We start from the raw sequence: 22,099 nt of genomic DNA, 5'->3' as shown, positions 1-22,099 counted from the left end.
TAATCTACTTTATTGACTAATCAATTAAAAATTTGACTATGAGTTTTATTTTTAATTATATAATTTTACTAAATAATTCAATAAAAATAGGATAATTGAATAATAAACATATACTTATATATATTAGTACTAATATAATATATGAATTGCTGCTACAAAATACATTCAAGGTGAACAATATCAAAGAAAATTTGTCAATAATGTCATTTATATGTCACAGAATTCCAGAAAGAACATTCCAAATCAAAGGATATTACTTTCCAATATGTTCTAGATGTACAGGAATCTATACTGGAGCATTTTTATATTTTCTACTAGTATACACGGTACCGGTTTATTATAACATCGAATTAATCCTGTTAGGAATTGTTTTCGTCACACCAACATTCTTTGATGGAACAACACAATTTTTATGCCATCGAAAAAGTAGTAACTGGTTGAGGTTTTCCACAGGACTTTTAGCAGGAATAGGAATGGGAATACTGGTTAAAACAATAAAATTCCACATAATAATTAGATAGAATGTTTAAGCAGTAAAAAATGTATTTAGGAGGTTGTGTATGGCTGATGATACTCAAAAACAAGAAAAAGAAACTTGGTGGAGTAAACAGAGTTCGAAAGAAAAAATTGTAATAGGAGCAGTAAGTGTTTGTTGTTTAGGTATAATCCTAATTGTAGGAATTGGAGGACTCTTAAGTCCAGATAATGGAGGAAATTCTTCTGATTATTCAAGTAATTCTGATACTACTCCAGAACCAGTCGAACCTGTAGAAACCGAAAGTGAATATAAAGCTTCGTGTAAAACCATTAGTTTTAAAGAACTAAATAAGAATCCTGATGGACATGCTGGGGAAAGAGTGAAACTATCTGGTAGAGTGATACAGATAATGGAAGGATACGGGACTGACATTAGGATGGATGTCAATGACAATTATGGAGATACTGTATATGTTACCTATGACGGTACCACAACTGCATTAGAAGACAGTTGGATCACCGTCTATGGAGAAGTTTACGGAAGTTACACTTATGAATCTCAGGCAGGATGGCAGATTACCCTGCCTCTGATCAAGGCCAAATACGTGGAAGTTGGCCAATAATAAAACCGTAAAAATGGAGATGTTGGTCAATCATAAAAATTTAGGAGTAAGGACAAATGAACAAAAATAAAGTTCTCATAGTAGAAGATGAAAGCATAATCGCCATGGAACTCCAGCAAAAGCTTAATCTATGGGGGTACCCTGATCCAGTAGCAGTTGCTTCTGGAGAAAAAGCACTAGAAATATGTGCAAAAATCAAGCCAGATATAGTACTGGTAGATATCAAACTTCAGGGAAAGCTCGACGGAATAGAAACAGTCCATGAAATTAAAAAGATAAGCGATATTCCAGTGATATACATCACCTCTTTTTTGAATAAAGACATCACCAACAAAGCAATAGAAACCCGGCCCTACTCTTATCTGATGAAACCATTGAACATGGACGAACTAAAGATCAACATTGATCTGGCTCTGGAAAGACATAAACACTTGGAAAAGGTAATGTTTCAAACTAAAAACCAGACCACTGAGGATATTTATACTTTCATATCCTCATTTATTCTTCCATTAACTATAAATATTCCCATTTATAAGAGAAACGAGTATCTATTAAAATTTACAGATCAATTAAAAGGCAAATACAAGACAGAATTTAGAAAAGAAGTAAAAAAACTAACAGAAAAATATGGAAAAGATGGAGATGATATAAGATTTGAATCCTGTGGTTATCTGGTTAGTTTAGCTAGTTTTCTAAATAGAATAGGCTTTTACCATGAAATAATCAATAAAGGTCACTTACATTACATGATAACCTCAAAATGTCCCTGGAAATTGGAAAAATCTCAAGATAACTTTCTATGTTTAATATGCCAACTAATCCTTAAAGAAAGTATTAAATGGTCCAAAATACACTGCAGTGTCAATCACAACTCCAGCATGCTCAATGGATATGAAAACTGTGTTTTTGAATTTAATTTTGACTAATAAATTTACAGCTTTTTCTAAAAAGTTAAAAATAATTTTGTTCTTATTTTTAAATCTAATTAAAACCTAATTCAAGTTATTTGTTGGATAGAGGTTCATGTCTGTATTATAAAAACAAATTTCATACCTTATTTTTTTTGAAATTGTTGAATATCCTCACTTAAAAAATAAAGAGGGATTTTACAGCGTTCATAGAAGTTTTTAGATCAAGGAATTTGAATATTTAGGAACATTAATCATTATCTGTACTCCTTTTAATCTCTTAAATATTTCTCTTTTCTTTATTTTACTTTGAATATCATAAGTTTTTTATTAATAGCTAGCTATTTACTAGATCCATGGAAAATATAGTAATAACATGTCCAATAGACGAAAACCTTATAAGTAAAGTTACCCATTTTATTAGTAGGTAGGTTATAAAAAATTATTTAAATTAGCTAATTTTTTATAATTTTGGGCCTACCTAACCCCCCCTTTACTATTTTTTAAGAATACCCCAGAGATTATCCATATTTCATTTTAATAATGAGAAAATTAATTTTAAGGAATATGACTCCATTGATTAACCATACTTAGTTAGATAATCCAAATGGTAAAATGTTTAAATCATTAAAAAACAAACCATTCCTATAAATTATAATCATTGGAGGTTAAAGGATATGAGCTTTTTAAATCCTGATCACGAAAATATGAGTAATTTGCAGAGGAATTTACTTAGAATAATGCGGATATTTCTTCTTTTTGTTGGTATTTACGTTTTAGTATTTGGCGGTGCCAATGGTGCTGAGCGAATTTTTGGGTTGTTAATACTGGTTGCACTGGCAATAATCCACGCCCCTGCTTTTTTTACCCGCAATAAAATACGGGCTATACCCGTGGAAATTGAACTACTGCTCCTGGCTATGGTACTGTTTGAACTGGTAGGTGGTGATGCACTGGGCCTTTATGTGAAATTGCCCCACTATGATAATTTCATGCACTTCATGCTCCCCCTTTACATTGCATTAATTGGCATGATGTTTGTCTACACCATGTACTACTACGGAAAATTAAAGGCCAGTTTAGCTGCTATGGCAGTTATTATTGTGATAATGACCATAGGATTTGGTGCTATGCTGGAGATGGGTGAGTACACTTACGATAAATATCTATCTCAAGGCGTTTTAGGTCAGATAACTGGAAATACCCAGATGCAGGGTTCTCCCACCCAGAACGCGATAGACGATACTATGAATGATCTATTTACTGATACTGCTGGTGGCGTTGTTGGAGCTCTGATAGGGGTTTTCTTAATTAGAAGAAATGAAAAGAAAGGTAAACACTGGAAGGTGGCTGAAGAAATAAAGGAGATGGGAATGGGATAATAAATGAAATATTAAAAGAAGAAAAGAAAAAGAAAAACCTCAAATTGAACTAAAAATTTACTTTACCCACTCAAAATCCAGAATCAATCGGATCATCTCTGGTTCTGGATCAATATCCACTGATATGGGCGGACCTTCGTCCATGTAAATACTGTTCAATCGAAATTTATCTGATATTTCTTTTTCATGAACAGGTTCAATGGTTTTTATATGGAATATTTTATCTGCACTGCTTTTGAAGAAATCCCGAGCCTGGTCTAAATCCGGTCCCATAATTCTAAGCATTATCATTAAATGTTCATCTGTTGAGAAATGGAAGTCTCTCACATATTCTTGAGGGACAATTAAATCCTTCATTTTACCGCCTATTTCTCTGCTAAAAGTTAGGGGTGCTAATACATCTGACAACAAAACCACCTTTATAATTTATTAAATAATTTTATCCAACTATCATATTATTCCTGAATATGTCTCCTAAATCTACCTAATTTCTTAGGACTATTCTAGGTAATGATTTATTATTTGTTTTTCTAATATATTAATAAATAGAATATAATTAATGATTTTAGAAACATCTCTAACAAGATATTATGAACATCAAGATGACGTACGTTAAATGTGAGAAATATGGAAAATATCGTGAACTAAAAAAAGGAGAGTCTGCAGATACAGAAAGCTGTGAATGTGGAGGTAACTATGTATAAAATTAATTAATAAGATTAAACCCTTTAATAAACTAATAATAAAAATTAATGGATTTTCAAACATTTATTGATAACTAATCTGTGGTTATAAGAATGTTAACTAAAATAATTCTCATCTGCTACTTTTATATACTGAAAATATTGAAATCACTATTTAAATGATAAGTAAATTGTTATCTAACAAGAATTAGTTGAACTGTTTAGGATGTATAATCAAATAAGATTTTATTCATAGTAAGGAGATTATATTAATGAAAGAAAATAAAAAAAATGCTTTAATGACTTTGGCTGGTGGTATGGCTGTTGTTGTGTTACTTGGAGGAATTTGGGGTTTATATTCATTTAACATAGGATTATTGGGTGCAATAGCATTATGGGTTGTTTTTATTGCAATCCAGCAGTATTACGCACATTAAAATATCAAGTTATAACCATGAATCATATAGAAGTTACTGAACATTTCAGGATACAACCATCACTGGACATTTAGCTTCTCTAATTACTCTATCAGTTACACTTCCAATCATTACCCGATCCAGTCCGTGACGTCCTGAGGCCCCCATAACTACCAGATCAATACCTTCCTCTAGAATAGTTTCCAGTATCACCTGGTGGGGTTTTCCATCTTTGATTTTGGTTGTTAGATTAATATTTTTACAGTACCCATTGCATTGGCTTTTTTCTAATTGATCTACAAATTTTTTCACTGCCTTTTTTCCTTCAAGCCTTAATTCAGCTCTTAAATCCTCTCTGAAATTAGGTAAAGCCAATGATTGAACATAATAAGTGTCAATAACATTTAAAACAATAATATCTGCTCTGTATGTATCTGCTATGGAAATAGCATGTTTACCAGCCCTTTGCGCATTTTCTGAACCATCGGTTGGTAACAATATTTTTTTATACATAAACTAAACCCCTTAGAATTTTTTGAATGAATCAATATCCAGTTCTATCTCAAATTTGAGAAATTTTTATTATAGAGAACTTCTTATAATATTAGTGGTGATATTATGAATCAAAAAATTGCGGGAATATTAATAATGGTACTGGCGATTTTGTTGGTTGTGATCTATGCAACTCTACCCATGTTTCTGGTATATACCTACTGGATTGCAGTGATAATTCTTTTTGTATATGGTTTATATTCCTATCTGCGGGCAGAATAATTTCTTTAATATTCTCCCTTTTTTTTATTAATTATAGTAGTTATCTGCAACAGCCCATTAATAATCTGATAATATCTAATACTGAATCATTAATCAAACCATTTGATTATTTAACCACCAGTACAGGACATTTGGCTGTTCTCACTACTTTTTCAGTTACACTTCCCAGTAACAAACGATCCAGTCCGTGTTTACCTGCAGTTCCCATAACCACCAGATCCACACCTTCTTTATCAATAGTTTCAATAATCAAGTCAACAGGGTGGCCCTCTTTAATCATAGATTTTGTTTTCACATTTTCCCTGCAGGTACCTTTACATTTACTATCCATTAACTTTTTTTCAAAATCTTCCACTGCTTTTTTACTTTCTTCACGTAAACCCTTGTCCAATACACTTATAAGTTCATCTTCTGGCAGTGCCTGGAAATAAGCGGTTTCAATAACATTTAATACCACAATATCTGCCTGGCTTTGATCAGCTAGCCATATGGCATGTTCTCCAGCTCTTTTTGCATAGTCAGATCCATCAGTAGGTAATAATATTTTTTTGTACATTGAATTAACCTCACATTATATTATTTAATTAATCAGTCTAATAATTTTTTCTTAGATTATTTAAAAGAAAAAATAAAAATGATATTAAAGAGGGGATTAGATCATTTTATCATGTAAATGGTATGATTAGATCATAAGTAAAAAAAAAATCGTAATCCTAAAAAATGATTATTAGAGCAGCTATAAGATTTTTATAACATTTTTTAAGAAGGAGGATTAAAGTGGAAAAAAACTTTTCTATAAATGCAATTGAATCTGCAGATTCTATAGAAAATATGATTGACAGCGACATTCCTATTGTAAAAGTGGGAACTCCAGTAGTGGAGGTACAGACTATGCTCTCTCATAAAGCCAACACTTTTCATAATATTAATTATATTTATGTTGTGGAGAAAAACAATATTTTAAAGGGTATTATTTCTATTAAAAGTATTTTGAGTTGTTCTAATATCAATTTAAAGGTAGATAATTTGATGGAACATAACCTTATCACAGTCAATCCAACAACTGATAGAGAAAGAGTTGTTTATATGGCCCTTTCCCATGGTATTAAAAACATGCCGGTGGTAGATGATGAGAACCATTTAATGGGAATTATAAGCTATGACAATATTATGAGAATCTTTAATCATGAACTGGAGAGCGATATTTTCAACTTTGGAGGTATTTTTCACAGGGTAGGGGATGAATATACCAGTATCAAGTCCAGTGCATGGATTATGATCAAATCCAGACTTCCCTGGCTTATCATTGGAATCATCGGCGGAACCGTAGCTGCATCAGTTATAAGCACCTTCGAAAGTCTTCTGAGTAAATTATTAGTTTTAGCTGCTTTTATACCGGTGATGGTTTATATGAGTGATGCCGCCGGAACCCAGTCCGAGGCACTGATTATTAGGGGTATTGCTCTGGATCCTAAACTTCCTATTAAATCCTATTTTTTAAGGGAACTTAAAGTCGCAGCAGTAATTGCAGTAGCATCTGGAATATTTGTGTATATTATTTCTATTATAGGATGGGGTAATCCTGTGCTCAGTGGTATTATCGGTCTTTCCATGTTTTTCAGTATAATTGCTGCTGTAGCTGTGGCTACACTCTCACCACTGCTATTTAAGAAGATAAAACTTGATCCAGCAGTGGCCACTGGGCCTTTAGCTACAATTTTGAGCGATATTATAACCTTAGCAATTTATTTTAGTGTAGCATTATTGTTTTTTGATATTTTTAACATATGACTCATCTTAACTAAAATGGATTAGAATATTAATTATTTAACCATATACTAAAAGGAACGACATTAATTATGAAAGCTTTGCTTCTAAGAGTTGGAATAGATAAAGGTTCTGATGGGATACTGGGACCAATATTTAGTGATGGTAGTTTTGAATATATACCTATATCTGAGACGGACAAAAATTCTTGCGAAACACATACTTATACTAATACTAAAGGACAAAGTGGGCATTATTTATCATATTACCTTTCTGATAAAATTCAAAATAAAAAAATCCATTTTGACCCGGAATTTGAAACCTACACCTACGGTGACATAAAAACCAAAGCTAAATATTTAACTAAACTTAGAAAAGATGATTTATTAGTTTTTTATGCGGGACTGAAACCCTATAATCATGATAACTATCCGGAAGCACTGTATATTATAGGTTACTTCACTGTTGAAAATATAATTGACTTTAAAACCCTTGAAAAAAAGGACCAGGAATTGTACTCCAAAATTTATTCAAATAATGCACATATTAAAAGAAGCAACCTGGAAGAGGATCTGGTAATTGCAGTCGGAGATCCAGCAAGAAGCAGATTAATGGATCGGGCACTGTTAATTAGCAATAAAAAACTGGACAAAAGAGGAAGACCCTACAATGTTGTATCTAAATATATGGAAAGATTATTGGGTATAAAAGGTTCTATCCAGCGCAGCATTCCACCCCGGATAATAAAAGATGAAAAAATTGATAATCTCAAAAAATTACTCAAGTTAAATTCTAGATCTAACAAATTCTAAAATTCCATAAATAGATCTTTAATATTAACATTTATACCAACCTAATAAATGGAATAGAAGAGCTGATTTAATGAGAAATCACTATAATTTAAGCACGGATGAAACATTTAAAGTGTTAAAAAGTTCCAAAAAAGGTTTAAGTAAAGATGAAGCCTTAAAAAGACAGGACATATATGGTTTAAATCAGTTAAAAGAGAAAAAAAGAGTCACTCCTTTAGAGATACTATTTAGACAATTCACCTCATTTATTATCCTAATCCTTATTGCTGCTACTATAATCTCATTGTTAATAGGTGAAATACTGGATGCTGTTGTTATCATTGTGATTATTATATTAAATGGAATTTTTGGTTTTGTACAGGAATATCGGGCTGAAAAGGCTATTGAAGAATTAAAAAAGCTGACCGTATTAAAATCCAGGGTCATAAGAGATGATGTAGAAATTGAATTAGATTCTAAGGAATTAGTACCAGGAGACGTAGTAATCTTAGAGGCAGGCAGTAAATCTCCTGCAGATGCCAGAATTTTCCATGCCTCCTCCTTACAAGTAGATGAATCCTCTTTAACTGGTGAATCAGTTCCCTCAGTTAAGGTTACCCACACTTTTGAGAAGGGCACTGTACTGGCTGACCAGGAAAACATGGTCTTCATGGGAACGGTGGTAACCAACGGCAGTGGCCGGGCAGTGGTAACCAGTACGGGTATGGAAACTGAAATTGGAAAAATTGCAGATCTGGTGCAGGTGGAAGAAGAACAGTTAACCCCTCTTCAGAAGAAGCTTAAAAATTTTGGGAAGAAACTAGGAATTATAACCATTGTTGTATCAATTATTATTTTCATTGCAGGAATATTGAAAGCTTATATTTTCACAGGAATTTTGCAACCAGATTATATTAATGAAATGTTTTTAACTGCAGTGGCACTGGCAGTGGCAGCTATTCCCGAAGGATTACCTGCAATTGTAACCATTTCACTGGCTTTAGGTGTTAAAAGGATGGTGAAAAGACATGCTGTAATAAGACAGTTACCAGCTGTAGAAACACTGGGCAGCACTAACATAATCAGTTCTGATAAAACCGGAACCATTACCCAGAACGAAATGACAGTTCGTGAAATATATACAAATGACACTTTAATTGAAATCACAGGCGAAGGTTATGAACCAGAAGGTAGTTTCACGCAGCAAAATATAAAATTAGAAAATATAAAAGATATTGAGTTAATTCTAAAGGCCGGAGCATTATGCAACGATGCTAAACTAATCTACAATGGAAAATGGGAAATTATCGGAGATCCTACTGAAGGTGCCCTGTTGGTTAGTGCACAAAAAGCCGGATTAAAAAAGGAAGAATTGAACTCAGAATATCCCCGTGTTGACGAACTACCCTTTGATTCTGATCGTAAATTGATGACCACCATCCATCAGGTTGACCAGGAAAAAGTGGCTTATGTGAAAGGGGCACCAGATTTCTTACTGGACAAATGCAAATATTTCTATTTAAAAGGTGAAATTAAAGAATTAAATCCAGAAGAAAAAAAGAAAATAATGGATTATAACATTAGAATGGCTAATGAAGGCTTAAGAGTTTTAGGTTTCGCTTTTAAACCATTAAAAAGTGATTATGATTTAAGTTTTGATTCTGTGGAAAGTGAACTAGTATTTATTGGACTTCAGGCCTTGATTGATCCTCCCCGAGGAGGGGTAGAAGATGCAATCAAACTTACCAGAACTGCAGGTATTAGAACCGTTTTAATATCTGGTGACCATGTATTAACTGCTAAAGCCATCGCACAGAAAATTGGACTTTTCAAACCGGGAGATAAAGCGATTAGTGGAGAAGAACTGAGAAATATTGCAGATGAAGAATTAAAGGATATGGTAGATAAGGTTACAGTATATGCTAGGGTCAGTCCAGAGGATAAGGTAAAAATATTAAACGCCTTAAAAGATAAAGGTCATATTGTAGCTATGACTGGAGATGGAGTAAACGATGCTCCTGCTCTTAAGCAGGCAGATATTGGTATTGCCATGGGCATAACTGGTACTGACGTGGCAAAAGAAGCATCAGATATGATTTTAACTGATGATAATTTCACCTCTATTGTTAATGCAGTGGAGGAGGGAAGAGGAATCTACAGTAATATCAAGAAATTTGTTCAATATACTCTTTCATCTAACTTAGGGGAGATTCTGGTAATATTTATGGCTATTCTCATTGGTTGGCCTCTTCCTTTAACTGCAATCCAAATATTATGGGTTAACCTCTTAACTGATGGCCTGCCAGGCTTGGCACTAGGTTTGGATCCCTTTAGTAAGGACCTCATGACTAATCCTCCCCGTCCGCGTGGAGAAAGTATAATTTCCAGGGATGTAATTGAAAATATTATGTTAGTGGGTATAATAATAGGAGCAGGTACCCTTTTAATGTTTAATTTCTACGGCCATGATGGAATAAAAGCACAGACCGTCGCTTTTACTACTCTAGTAATGTTTCAGTTATTCAATGTACTAACTTATAGAGCCCAGAACTTTAAAATAAATATTTTTAATAGTAAATACTTATTAGGTGCAGTTTTAATATCGGTTATCCTCCAATTTGCAGTATTATACACTCCATTGAATGTGGCTTTTGGTACTACTCCTCTGGGATTTTTGGACTGGCTGGGAATAATAATCGTATCATTTAGTATCTACTTGATATTGGAGTCACGTAAAATACTCTTAAATTACCGGGCCCAATAATAGAAATAAAAATCCTGGAAAGTAAAAAATCATTCAAAAAGAATAAAAGGCTATTTAAGGTAACAAATATTCACAGACATCCCAATTTATTGTTACCACAATTCTTAATAAAACTTTTATGAAGGAAACATAATTATTTATAGGGTTTATATGTCCAATGAAAAATCTTTAGGATTTTGGTCGGTTGTAGCTATAGGAATTGGAGGTATGGTTGGTGGGGGTATTTTTGCGGTTTTAGGATTAGCTGTGGAATTATCTCATGGAGGAACTCCAGTAGCATTCTTAATAGCTGGTTTGGTAGCACTTATAACCTCTTATTCCTATGTTAAATTATCAGTTAAATATCCAAGCCAAGGTGGTACAGTAGAATTTTTAAACCAATCATTTGGTCCGGGGTTAACTACCGGCACTCTTAATATCTTATTATTTTTAAGTTATATTATAATGCTTTCACTGTACGCATATGCCTTTGGAAGTTACGGAGCAAGCTTCTTTCCCAGTGAAATACAACCATTGTGGCGGCATATTTTTACTTCAATTATTATTATAGTCTTAACTGGTCTGAATATTTTAGGTGCTCGTACAGTTGGAAGATTTGAAGAAGCAATTGTAGCATTTAAAATCAGTATATTATTGCTTTTTGTTTCGGTAGGAATTTTAAGTGTTAATACTCAAAATTTGCAACCTTCAACTTGGAGCAACACCCTATCCTTAATTGCAGGTGGTATTATTATTTTCGTAGCCTACGAAGGCTTTGAATTAATAGCTAACACTGCTGAGGATGTTAAAAATCCAGAAAAAACCCTTCCACGGGCTTATTATTTTTCAGTTATCCTGGTGATTATTCTATACATACTGGTGGCACTGGTTACTGTGGGTAATCTTCCCCTAGACCAAATAACAGCAGCTAAAGATTATGCTCTTGCAGCTGCAGCTAAACCCTTTTTAGGCATGACTGGTTTTATCTTAATTGCAGTTGCTGCACTTTTTTCTACTGGTTCTGCTATAAATGCCACGTTATATGGTACTTCACGGGTTAGCTACATAATTGCCAAAGAAGGCGAGTTACCAGAACAGTTAGAAAAGAAAATTTGGAATAAACCACTGGAAGGTCTTTTAATTACTTCTCTAATTACTTTAATTGTAGCCAATCTTTTCGATGTTTCTCAAATAGCTACTATGGGAAGTGCTGGTTTTTTAATTATTTTTGCCGCAGTGAACGCCTCCAACATAAATTTACATAAATCAACTGATAGTTCTAAATATGTATCCTTTACCGGTTTAGTAGTATGTATTGCTGCTTTAATAGCCCTTATACTGCAGACACTGTTTAAATCACCTTTAGACATATGGATATTAATAATTCTACTTTTATCATCTTTTTCAATAGAATTTATTTATCAAAAAATTACTGGACGAAAAATTCAACAAATTTATGATAAAGCTAAAAAGATCTTTAATGATTTAAATAATGCCAAACTTTAGCTTTCTGTATTAAATTCAAAAAAAATTTGGTTATATATCTGTCTTATTCCAGGGTTTTATATCTTATAATGCGTTTTTATGCTTAACAATCCATATGTTGGAAGATAAATCGGAAGAAAATTATATATTACCCCTAAATTATATTATTGTTGGGCTTGTTTAATCCATTAGGAGGAGATTATATGGCTGAAAACAGGAACGTTTTATTAGGTATATTATTTATTATATTAGGTATTTTAGTTATTGCGTTTCCTTTGATAAGTGTTTTCACTGTTAGTGTGTTAGCTGGTTTTGCTATACTGTTTCTGGGAATATGGTTCTTGGCACACAGTTTTGACACATGGCATAAAAGCAAAGCTGCCAGTATTGTAAATCTTTTACTGGCCATTTTTGCAATTATCATAGGAATAGGCATGTTTGGTAACATACTTGCATTTAGCTTTTTAGCAAGTCTATGGTTGTATATATCAGGATTCTTCCTGATCCTTGCTGGAGTGATCGGACTAGTTACCCGGGAAGCAAAAATCAATAAAGGTACTGCTGTACTGGGGATAATATTGGGTATTATCTACCTCATATTAGGAATCTATGCATTAGATCCACTCTATCTGGCCATAATTATAGGTATTTGGCTAATTGTTGATGGTTTTGCTTTATTCTTTGTAAATCCACTGGATATTCCAGCACCAGAAGAATCAGAAGAATAATTTATATAAAAAAACAAGCCCATTTATTTTTGAAAGAAAATATTTGAATAAATTTGTTTTAGGTGGAGTTAGATAACATAGAAACTCCACTACTCTTTTCAATCTTTAAAATATTATCAGCAGCTTCTTCTAAATCTGTATCATGAGTTACAATGATCATTTGAGGTATTATAGACATCTGCTTTAGGAGATCTACCAGTTCCTTTCTCCGGTAAGAGTCCAGGTGAATTGTAGGTTCATCTAACATTATTAACTCCAGAGCCCCTTTGGAGAGTACTTGAGTTATGCCCAGTCTTAGGGCTAGGGCCACGGCAATTCTCTCCCCACCACTAACCATTTCCAATTGACTTTCACCAGAAGGGCCGTAAACAGTTATATCGTAATTTTCATCAATTTTTATATCTGAATATTCAAAGTTGAATTTTCCAAAAAATGCCCGTGTATTCTGTTCAATCATAGGTCGAGAGATATTTCTAAGATCTTTCTGGAGGCCGTCTTTTCCAAATAATTTTCTTATATCATTAAGCAAAACTATGAAATCATTAATCTTAATCAATTCTCTCTGGTCTTTTTTGAATAGTTCCAATCTCTTCTTTAAATTTTCAATATTCTCAGCTAATTCTTCTCTTTTTCCAATATTTTTACTTTGATCAGCTGTTAAATTAGTTAATTTGGTATTTTCATTGTTAATTGTTTCAATTAGGGTCTGGTGTTTATTTTGATCATAATCTAATTCATTTAAATCAGATCTTAGTTTTATTAACTCTTTTTGCAGTGAAGTTATTTTGCCCATTACATCTTCAATTTTTGAAACAATTTCCTCTTTTGAACTTATCTGTCCCCTCAACTGATCATATTGTTCTTTGAGTTTTTCTAATCGTTTTATTTCGTCTTCAATATTTTTTGGCACTGTTTCCAGTTCAAATAGGAGCTTTTCATTTTCTGCTTTAAATGAATTTATTCTTGATTCAACTTGGTTTAGACATTTTTTTAGTTTATCTGGACTTTCAAATGACTGCAGGACATTTTTTGCACCTAAATATTTTTTATAACTTTTTTCAGCAGCTTCCTGCCTTTGTATGCATTCCTGCAGCTTTTCATCTATTTGGACTAATTTTTCCACACCAGATTCAATTTCTCTAATATCCGCTTCTATTTTTCCATATTCTGTTTTATATTCATTCAAATTAGTAAGCTGTTCTTTTAAAAGATCAATTTTAATTTCGTTGATTATCTTCATCTTAGAGTTTAAAACATCCCTTTTATTCTTTAGTTCCCTTTTATTTTCAGAGTAAATGTGGATATTCTCTTTGTTTATGCTTATCTCTGACTGGTAATTATTAATCAGATTTTCTCTTATTTCGGGAGTAATTTTTGATTGGCAGATAGGACATTCATTTTCTACCTTTTCCAATTCATTTATTGGTTTTTTGAAATTTTTAATCTGGGACTTGAGTTCTATAATATCTCCTTTAATGTCGTCTATTTTTGATTCAATACTCTGGATTTCCTCTTCCAGTGGCGGTTTGGTGACTTTTACATGTTTTTGCAGGTCCTCTACTTTACTGAATTTTTCCCCCAATTTTTTACCATAATCATTGAGTGATGTTATTATCTTGTCCTGTGATTTAACTATATTGTTGTGTAAAGTTTGTTTACGGGTGTTGTATTGGTCTTTTAAGGCTTTACTACCCTCATAATCCTTTCGCTTGCTATTTAATTCCTTGATTTTTGAGGAAATAGTAATAAATTCGGTATATTTCTCTTCATTTTCAGACAAAATTGTTTTAAATTTTTTTATTTTGTTTAAAGACTCTTTTAAACTATTTTTTTCTGATTGAAGCTGATTCAATTGATTGAAATTTTTATCTACTTTATTTAAAGGTTCCAATTTTGATATTTGGGGTTTTATTTCCACTATCTTTTCTTCTTTAGATTTTATTGATTCTAACTCCTTTTTCAATCCTTTCTCATTTTCAATAGATTGATCTAATAATTCACCCTTAGACTCTATCTTGTTATTTATAAAATTGAACTGATCTTTTTTATCATTTAAAATTGATTTTTGTCCATTTAAATCCTCTAAATCATTATTCAAAGATTTTATTTTTTCATCAAGGATTTTAATATTCTTTACTAACAATTTTTCATCTTTCTTTTTTTCTTCTAATTCTAATTGAGTATCCTTTAAAGTTTCGAGTTTCCCTTTTAAATTTTCTCTTTTATTTTCATAAATACTAAGAAGATGGCGCATGTTCTCCCAGGACTTTTGCAGATTTTCAATTCCCAGAAGTCTACCAATCATCTTTTTCTTATCAGCAGCGGATTTATTTATGAGATCAGCGATTTCGCCCTGTTTGACATATACTGCATTTAAAAAAAGATCGCTGTCCATTTCCAGTATTTCCTTAATATAACTGTTGACCTGTTTTTCTCCACTTACCAGCAGATTGTAACGATTGTTTTCCATTACTTCCAGTCTAGATGTTGATTTTGTTCCCCTCTGTCTTTTACGGTTTATCCTGTAATGTCTTCCATTGGAGGAAAATTTTAAAGATACTCGCATTCGGTTCTTATCATTCTGGACCAGCTGATCAATCTTGGTTTTATGTTCCTTGAAAAGAGCAAAACTAACTGCCTCTAGTATGCTGGATTTACCAGCTCCATTTTCACCCATTATAATAGAAATACCTGGATTAAAATTTATCACAGTATATTCATGGGATTTGAAGTTTTCCAGTTTTATCTCTTCTATTATCATAGATAATCTCCATAAATTACGTCCTTAGAACTCATTGATAATCCTCATAACTATCTCGTTAGAGATCATTGGTAGTTCTCATAAAATTCGTCAACAGTCTCCTGGGCCGCATCCATATCTCCATGAGAAAGCTTATCCAGCAACTTTAATGTCAAAGAAGACTGTGCTGGATTATTTAATTTATTTTTTACAATATCTTCAATGTCTAGATTGTTATCTGATGATATCTTTTCATCGGCAGCAGTTTGAATATCATACTGTGGCCTTATGGTGAGACATAAATCCTTAAAACATTTGTTAATTAGTTCATATACATGTGAACGGTTAAAATCCTGGCCAATTACTTTTAAGTTAACTACTGGCTTTTTATTTAAATTTGACACATAATCTTTAAGTTCTTTTAACTGTTTGTTCAAATCAGAATATTCTATCTCTTTCTGGATGGTTTCTCTGGGTAGTTGAAGGTCCACTGGTTGTATATCTGGCAAGTCACCGTCAGTATCTACTAAATAAAATCCTTTACCTTTGGTTTTGTAGGTGGGAAGTTCATCTATTCTCCAGATCTCTGGTGAACCTGGATATACCAGTTTTCCCTGACCATAATCATCGATTATCCGGTTGTGAATGTGGCCAAAAGCATAGTAATTGAAATTTTCAGGTATATCCCCTATTTTAAGCTCATATTCATAGGGAATGTACTTATCAATTCCTTGATGCAAGACCAGAATTCTGTAATCATATTCCATGGATTTACGGCTTAATTCTTGAATCTGATTCTTTAATCTATCAGCGAAGTATCTAGAATTAAAAGGTACTCCACCAATAAATATCCCATTTTCAATGTAGTACGGATTTCTTAAACTAATGAGTTTCAATCCAAAATTTTTGTATAAAACCAGTGGTGGTAGGGCATTTTTTCTCATTATAGTATCATGATTTCCAGGAATGGCATATATGGGTATGTTTCTTTCTTTCAACTGAGCTAGACAGTTTTGTACAGTTAAGAGGGCAGTGGTAGGTGGTCTTGAAGATTCAAAAAAATCACCAGAATGGATGACAAAATCCGGTCTTTCCTCTATGATTTTTCCGGTTAAATCCATGAATACATCATAAAAATCTTTTTCTCGCTCGAAAAGTCCGTATTGCCTGTAACCCAAGTGGGTGTCAGATAAATGGACAAAACGCATTAATAATCTCCTCCCAAATCTAAGTACTCCTTATCCAAATCCTCTAAATTTTGTTCCTGCTTTTTTAGACCTTTACCCCACTCATTTATTATATCCAGATCCCCACCGGCAATTTTACCCTTAAATTGATCAATCTTTACCAGTGTGGGAATTTTAGTCATTAAACCCAGTACTATGGCTTCTCCAATGTTAAGTGAGGGTAGCTGTGATATTAAATCATCACTTAAACTCTCGCTGGCCATCTGCACGTGTCTCTGGTCAGTGGGCTCCACCAACCGAAGTATAATCATATTATTGGCTTGGGATAAGGAATCTGAATCTAATGATTTAGGGCTCTGGCTTACCAAACACAATCCCACACCAAACTTTCGTCCTTCCCTGGCAATCCTACTGATCCATCTTTTAGATTCAGTGTGGCGATTATTAGGTGCCAGTATGTGGGCTTCTTCAATGATAGAAAATATTGGAAATTCTAATCCCTCTTCATTTCTTAGATAATCTTTCCTTTTCTTTAACACTTTCCGCATGACATGACTCACTATAACATCAGATGCATATTCATCTACTGATCCTAGATCGATAACATTGGCTGATTTCAGTTTCAGCTTATCAATTATATCCGGGGCATTCATGTCCAGTATGTTGCCGTATCGGTCTCTCATATCATCCAGTTTATTGGCCACATCAGTTACTGATTTTTTGTCCTTAGAATTAAAATCCTCATCATCTATCCATAAATTTAGCTGATCCTCTATTGCCATTAAAAAATCGTTATGAGTTATTAAACTTTCCCTCATAGATTTTAATGCCAGATTATATGCTTTACGAAGATATCTTTCCTGAACATAGGCATTGTCCGGTATTCTGGCCAGTCTTTTAAATTCATAAAATTCCAAGTATAACGGATTTAACACTGCTTTTAGAGGATTGACACTCCCTTTTTTAAATTTTGTCTGCACATATTCAGAGTGCATGTCAAAGATCAAAACACTGCCATTCATCTTCAGAATCCCATCAACTACCACAGCCACCGTGTTTGATTTTCCTGCACCCGTCATGGCCAGTATGGCCAGGTGCCGGGTTACCATGTTATTTATATCCACTTCTACTTCAACTTCCTCTTGGGTTATGAGATTTCCAAGCTTCAAGGGAGCGTATTCCACATGGAAAATCTTTTTTAAAACAGAAGCATCTGCAATTTTAACTTCAGTCCCTGGAGGTGGGGGTATTCTAGGAATTTTTAGATCTTCAATATCTCCTAAAATCCGTATACTACCTTTGATGTAATGATCATCCCCTTCTATTTCCCTGATCTTTTCAATAGTTTTAGGATCGTATATGTCGTTGGTTATGGAAACACTACCCCTTATTAATGATTCAATCATTCCCAGAACTACTTTTTCATCATATTCCATGGAAACGTACTCTCCTACCAGGGGCATTTTTTTAGAGACAAAAGTTACCATAATAGGTGAGGTCTCACCAATACATCTTCCTATAACCTTGCTTGTCATAATATTTCTCTCCATTTTCCTATTATTATTATAATATTCCCATTGTTAAAGCATGTCACGACCTGTTCTCTCAATCAAATTTAATATTTTATTGATTTTCTCCATGTCTTGTAACTTGATTACCACATCATTATGGGCTTTTTTTAAAAGATAAGGATATCCTCCAGCACTTACACTTTTTATCTTTTCCAATATATTTTCTACCTGTTTTTTAGATGCATGGAAAGGCAACTCAACTTTCAAGACATTTTTATAGTTTTCTAGCCTGCAGTAGAAAACTGTGAATTCCAACCCCCTGAAAAATTTGTTTAATATGGGAAAATCTCTTTTAATTGTTTTATTAACATCCAGATGCCGTGGATCTGAATAACCCTCTTTTTTACAATATTTTTCAAATATGGCAATATCTGGAATTTTTAATTCAAAATAATCTCGTCTAGTGGAAGTTTTAGATATAGAAACTATGTTCTTTGTTTCTTTTAGAAACCCACCTAGTACTAGTAAATTTTCAAGGTTTTCTAGATAAATCATACTTTCAATATTATACTCTTCAAATTTCCTGTCAATTTCATTAGAAAGTTTTGTAGACACTATCCCTATTTCTTCTTCATTTTCTAATAACTCTTCCAGTTGAGGTAGGTACGTCTCTTTTATTTCTATCTTTTTGTCGGAAGGTAATTCATTTTCCACTGGGAAAGGTCTTATAATATTTCCCAGTATTGACCCATCAAAAAGACTTAAATCAACATTATATTCTTTTAAAGCCTTGTAACTACTTTTTATCTCAAAAATGGACATATAATTTCGTAAGATATCCTGTACATATTTATATGGTGGTAGTATGTCTACTTCGTAACTTTCAACTTTTTTAAGGTTGTTGCCATCATATATCAAACATTCTGCATCAACTGCATAGAGTATAGAACTCATAAATCTTTTCTGATTAAAGCTTCCATCACCGCCAGATATTGTAAAATCAACCTTTGTCTCGTTTATGGAATAATTTTTCCAATATTTATCTGGATTGATTTTTAGTTGTTCCAAATCCTGGTTAAAAGCTTTTTTTATCTCTTGCTTTTTGATTAATGCTTTTTCGTAAAGCGAATCTAACATTTTTTTCCACCTAATAACTCACAAGGTAAATGACATAACATATAATGTCCTTGTTTATTATTAAATGTTTTTTATAATTAAATAATTAAAGAAATAGACAAATTCAGAGATTTGTTCTAATGATATTTTTCTGCCATAATACTAGATTAATTACTAGAAGTTTTCCTTTTTTGTTATGGATTTAAATGTATTTATGATACATACTATATTGACATTAAAACTTAGCAGTGTTTCCAATGATTTTAAATAATTCACCCTTTAAGAAAAATTCTAATATGATCCTATTTATTATCTCTACATCTCTTTTTATGTGGTCTCTCAGTGCAGGGATGGTTAATATTGCCCTACCAACCATGTCACAGTTTTTAGATGTTTCTGTAAGTACAATTTCATGGGTGGTCCTTGCTCATCTATTGTTTTTATTAAGCTTTCTTTTGATATTTGGCAAAATTGGAGACCACCTTGGCTATAAAAACATTTTTGTAGTGGGATTGATAATTTTCAGTTTTTCATCATATTATTCTGGTTTATCCCTGAATATTGTATCTCTTATTGGTTATAGAATTATTCAGGGGATTGGATCGGCTATGATACTTTCTGTGGCACCGGCAATAATATCAACAGTTTTTAAAGCAGGTAAAAGAGGAAAGGCATTTGGATATATCTCACTGGCAACTGCGGGAGGTCTTGCTTTTGGAAATTGGTTTGGTGGATTTTTAACGGAATATTTCAGCTGGCACTATATATTTTTTATTGTATTCTTCATGGGGCTTATCTTATTATTTTTAAGCATAGTTTATCTGCCAGAAGAAGAAGTTAAAAAGAGTAAATTTGACTTTGATTATGTTGGTGCTGTTCTAATAATTTCATCTATAATGCTATTTTTATTAGCCATTAATTTCTCCAATACTGTAGGTTGGTGTTCCCTGGCTATTTTTCTTTTATTTTTAATAGCTATAGTTTGTTCTATATTATTTTGTCTATGGGAACTTAGAACAACCAACCCCCTTGTGGATATTTCTATTTTAAAAAATTACTATTTGACCCTGTCACTTACTGGCGCATTTCTCATTAACTTGGTTCTTTCAGGGACAATTTTTATTATTCCCTTTTTTTTGCAGTTAGTTAAAGGATATAGCAGTGGCTTTGCTGGTTTTATTATATTCGCACCAACTGCACTAGTCGTAGTTGCTTCACCATTGGCCGGTCATTTATCTGATCTTTTTGGTTCAAACATGGTTAAAATATCCTCAACTATACTTTTAATAGCTTCCAGTATTCTTCTTATGCTTTTAAATCCCACTATAGGTATTTTAGTTATTGTAACTGCTTTAGCATTAAGAGCACTATCACAGGGTATATTCACACCAGTAAATACTAAAACCATTATGAATCAAAGTATTGATGAATCCATGGGCATTGTTTCCAGCTTAATGAATCTGTTTAGGTACTTAGGTTTGGTGATGGGTGTGGTTATATTCCAAGCTATCTTCCAGGGAACTATTGCTGCTAATGGAATTTCTAATATGGGGGCATTCCAGGTTAGCGCTCCACAAAATGTTCTTCTAAGTGGTTTTTATTCCTCATTTTTTTTAGCCACAATTCTAAGCATATTAATATTCGTTTTAGCAGTTATAGAAATTAGATTTGATCCAGATAAATTTTAACTGATTAAATTGGTATTAAATTAAAAAAGAAGAAGAATAAAGTGATAAATATAAAAAAAATAGAAAGCTTCTGACGTTAATTAAGCTAAAATTATAAACATATTATTCAAGGCAAATACCTGAGATCGAATATTTCTTCTAGTGTAATATCATTTTTAACATATCCCAATTCTTTTTGAATACCGTGAATAATCAAAGTTTCTTCCATAAACTCTTGGGAGGGAACTGCAATGAATTCAACATGTTTTAATCCTTCTTTTTCCACTTCAACATCAGTACCTAATTTTGCCGACAGTATCTGAGCAACCTCTTCTGTATGATCATTTACATACTCCGTAGCGTTTACATGGACCTTTAACACCTTTCTTAAGGAATCTGGTTTAGATTCAATGAATTTATCAGTTGCAATAACTACACAACAGGGATGATCTTTAATTATATCACCAGAATATATGAATGTCCTGCTTACATTTTCATTGGACACATTAGCTAGCGATACATAAGGTTCCCATGCAACATAAGCATTAATAAACTGATTTTCCAGATTAACCTCCATTACAGGAACTTCCAGCTCGGTGATGTTAACTTCATCCGGATTAATATTATTTTTTAAGAGGTAATATTTTAGAAGAACATCTTGAATAGATCCTTCACGAGGTATAGCTACTGTTTCTCCTTTAAAATCATTCACATTTCTTATATCATTCGAAACTACTATCCCACTTCCTTCCTGATTGACTGCGGCCACTACTTTAATAGGTTCATTTTCATCTAAAGCCATCATAACGGGAGTTATACCGCAGTATCCCATGTCTATTTGATTGTATTCTGCTGCTCTTAATAAATCTTCTCCATTTCTAAATGGAACCAGTTGAACATTCAATCCTTCTTTTTCAAATAAGTTTTTTTCGTGGGCAACAAAAAGGGCAGCATGGTGATTGCTGGGAAGATAACCAATAAAAACTGTGTTTTCAACTGTTTCGTAGTAATTATATGTTGAGTAAGTGGTGAATATTGCTAAAATTATAATTATCAGTGTTAATATGTATTTATTCATAGATTTTCGCCCTAAACTTATTG

18 protein-coding genes are annotated in these 22,099 nt (G+C 32.8%); 10 read left to right on the top strand and 8 right to left on the bottom strand.

Features of this window, described 5'->3' with window-relative positions; translation table 11 throughout:
• Positions 1–200: 200 nt before the first annotated feature.
• From CIT01_10725 to CIT01_10710, 4 genes are all read left to right on the top strand, one after another.
• Positions 201–521 carry a hypothetical protein gene (locus CIT01_10725; protein AXV38646.1) on the top strand — a complete coding sequence of 107 codons (321 nt, stop codon included), beginning with the start codon at positions 201–203 and terminating at the stop codon, positions 519–521.
• 39 nt (positions 522–560) lie between these two features.
• The gene (locus CIT01_10720) at positions 561–1,100 is read left to right on the top strand and encodes a hypothetical protein (protein AXV38645.1); all 540 of its coding nucleotides are present in this window, start codon (positions 561–563) and stop codon (positions 1,098–1,100) included.
• Positions 1,101–1,156: 56 nt separating this feature from the next.
• Positions 1,157–2,026, top strand: coding sequence for a hypothetical protein (locus CIT01_10715; GenBank protein AXV38644.1), 870 nt, complete (start codon positions 1,157–1,159; stop codon positions 2,024–2,026).
• A gap of 659 nt (positions 2,027–2,685) precedes the next feature.
• Positions 2,686–3,390, top strand: a complete 705-nt coding sequence (locus CIT01_10710) for a hypothetical protein (protein AXV38643.1) — start codon at positions 2,686–2,688, stop codon at positions 3,388–3,390.
• Positions 3,391–3,447: 57 nt separating this feature from the next.
• Here CIT01_10710 and CIT01_10705 read toward each other — a convergent pair whose 3' ends face one another.
• The 3 genes from CIT01_10705 to CIT01_10695 form a co-directional block, all read right to left on the bottom strand.
• Positions 3,448–3,747 carry a hypothetical protein gene (locus tag CIT01_10705; GenBank protein ID AXV38799.1) on the bottom strand — a complete coding sequence of 100 codons (300 nt, stop codon included), beginning with the start codon at positions 3,745–3,747 and terminating at the stop codon, positions 3,448–3,450.
• An 808-nt stretch (positions 3,748–4,555) separates the two neighbouring features.
• On the bottom strand, positions 4,556–5,002 hold the full coding sequence (locus CIT01_10700) for a universal stress protein UspA (protein ID AXV38642.1): 447 nt from the start codon (positions 5,000–5,002) through the stop codon (positions 4,556–4,558).
• A gap of 367 nt (positions 5,003–5,369) precedes the next feature.
• Positions 5,370–5,819 carry a universal stress protein UspA gene (locus CIT01_10695; GenBank protein ID AXV38641.1) on the bottom strand — a complete coding sequence of 150 codons (450 nt, stop codon included), beginning with the start codon at positions 5,817–5,819 and terminating at the stop codon, positions 5,370–5,372.
• Positions 5,820–6,094: 275 nt separating this feature from the next.
• On the opposite strand from CIT01_10695, the gene CIT01_10690 reads away from it, so the two are divergent.
• From CIT01_10690 to CIT01_10670, 5 genes are all read left to right on the top strand, one after another.
• The gene (locus CIT01_10690) at positions 6,095–7,054 is read left to right on the top strand and encodes an Mg/Co/Ni transporter MgtE (GenBank protein AXV38798.1); all 960 of its coding nucleotides are present in this window, start codon (positions 6,095–6,097) and stop codon (positions 7,052–7,054) included.
• 68 nt (positions 7,055–7,122) lie between these two features.
• Positions 7,123–7,842, top strand: a complete 720-nt coding sequence (locus CIT01_10685; protein ID AXV38640.1) for a hypothetical protein — start codon at positions 7,123–7,125, stop codon at positions 7,840–7,842.
• 70 nt (positions 7,843–7,912) lie between these two features.
• Positions 7,913–10,585, top strand: coding sequence for a hypothetical protein (locus tag CIT01_10680; GenBank protein ID AXV38639.1), 2,673 nt, complete (start codon positions 7,913–7,915; stop codon positions 10,583–10,585).
• A 150-nt stretch (positions 10,586–10,735) separates the two neighbouring features.
• Positions 10,736–12,070, top strand: coding sequence for an amino acid transporter (locus tag CIT01_10675; GenBank protein ID AXV38638.1), 1,335 nt, complete (start codon positions 10,736–10,738; stop codon positions 12,068–12,070).
• Between the two features lie 182 nt (positions 12,071–12,252).
• Positions 12,253–12,777, top strand: a complete 525-nt coding sequence (locus tag CIT01_10670; protein ID AXV38637.1) for a hypothetical protein — start codon at positions 12,253–12,255, stop codon at positions 12,775–12,777.
• A gap of 58 nt (positions 12,778–12,835) precedes the next feature.
• On the opposite strand, the gene CIT01_10665 is transcribed toward CIT01_10670, so the two are convergent.
• The 4 genes from CIT01_10665 to CIT01_10650 all read right to left on the bottom strand — a co-directional run bounded on the left by CIT01_10665 (position 12,836) and on the right by CIT01_10650 (position 19,352).
• Positions 12,836–15,538: a hypothetical protein gene (locus CIT01_10665; protein AXV38636.1), complete on the bottom strand. Its 2,703-nt coding sequence runs from the start codon at positions 15,536–15,538 to the stop codon at positions 12,836–12,838.
• 65 nt (positions 15,539–15,603) lie between these two features.
• A complete protein-coding gene (locus tag CIT01_10660) occupies positions 15,604–16,725 on the bottom strand; it encodes a metallophosphoesterase (GenBank protein ID AXV38635.1) in 1,122 nt (373 codons plus the stop codon).
• Positions 16,725–18,239, bottom strand: a complete 1,515-nt coding sequence (locus tag CIT01_10655; protein ID AXV38634.1) for an ATPase — start codon at positions 18,237–18,239, stop codon at positions 16,725–16,727. Before CIT01_10655 ends, CIT01_10660 begins: the two co-directional genes overlap by 1 nt.
• Before the next feature lie 45 nt (positions 18,240–18,284).
• On the bottom strand, positions 18,285–19,352 hold the full coding sequence (locus CIT01_10650; GenBank protein ID AXV38633.1) for a single-stranded DNA endonuclease: 1,068 nt from the start codon (positions 19,350–19,352) through the stop codon (positions 18,285–18,287).
• Between the two features lie 236 nt (positions 19,353–19,588).
• Here CIT01_10650 and CIT01_10645 point away from each other — a divergent pair, with 236 nt between their 5' ends.
• Complete coding sequence (locus CIT01_10645) at positions 19,589–21,019, top strand: hypothetical protein (protein ID AXV38632.1); 1,431 nt, start codon at positions 19,589–19,591, stop codon at positions 21,017–21,019.
• 106 nt (positions 21,020–21,125) lie between these two features.
• Here the strand turns inward: CIT01_10645 and CIT01_10640 are convergent, their stop codons facing one another.
• Positions 21,126–22,076, bottom strand: a complete 951-nt coding sequence (locus CIT01_10640) for a hypothetical protein (GenBank protein ID AXV38631.1) — start codon at positions 22,074–22,076, stop codon at positions 21,126–21,128.
• Between the last annotated feature and the right edge of the window lie 23 nt (positions 22,077–22,099).

The sequence above is a fragment of the Methanobacterium sp. BRmetb2 genome (genome assembly GCA_003491285.1).
Lineage (GTDB): Archaea > Methanobacteriota > Methanobacteria > Methanobacteriales > Methanobacteriaceae > UBA117.
This window is presented reverse-complemented; position numbering and strand designations above follow the sequence as displayed.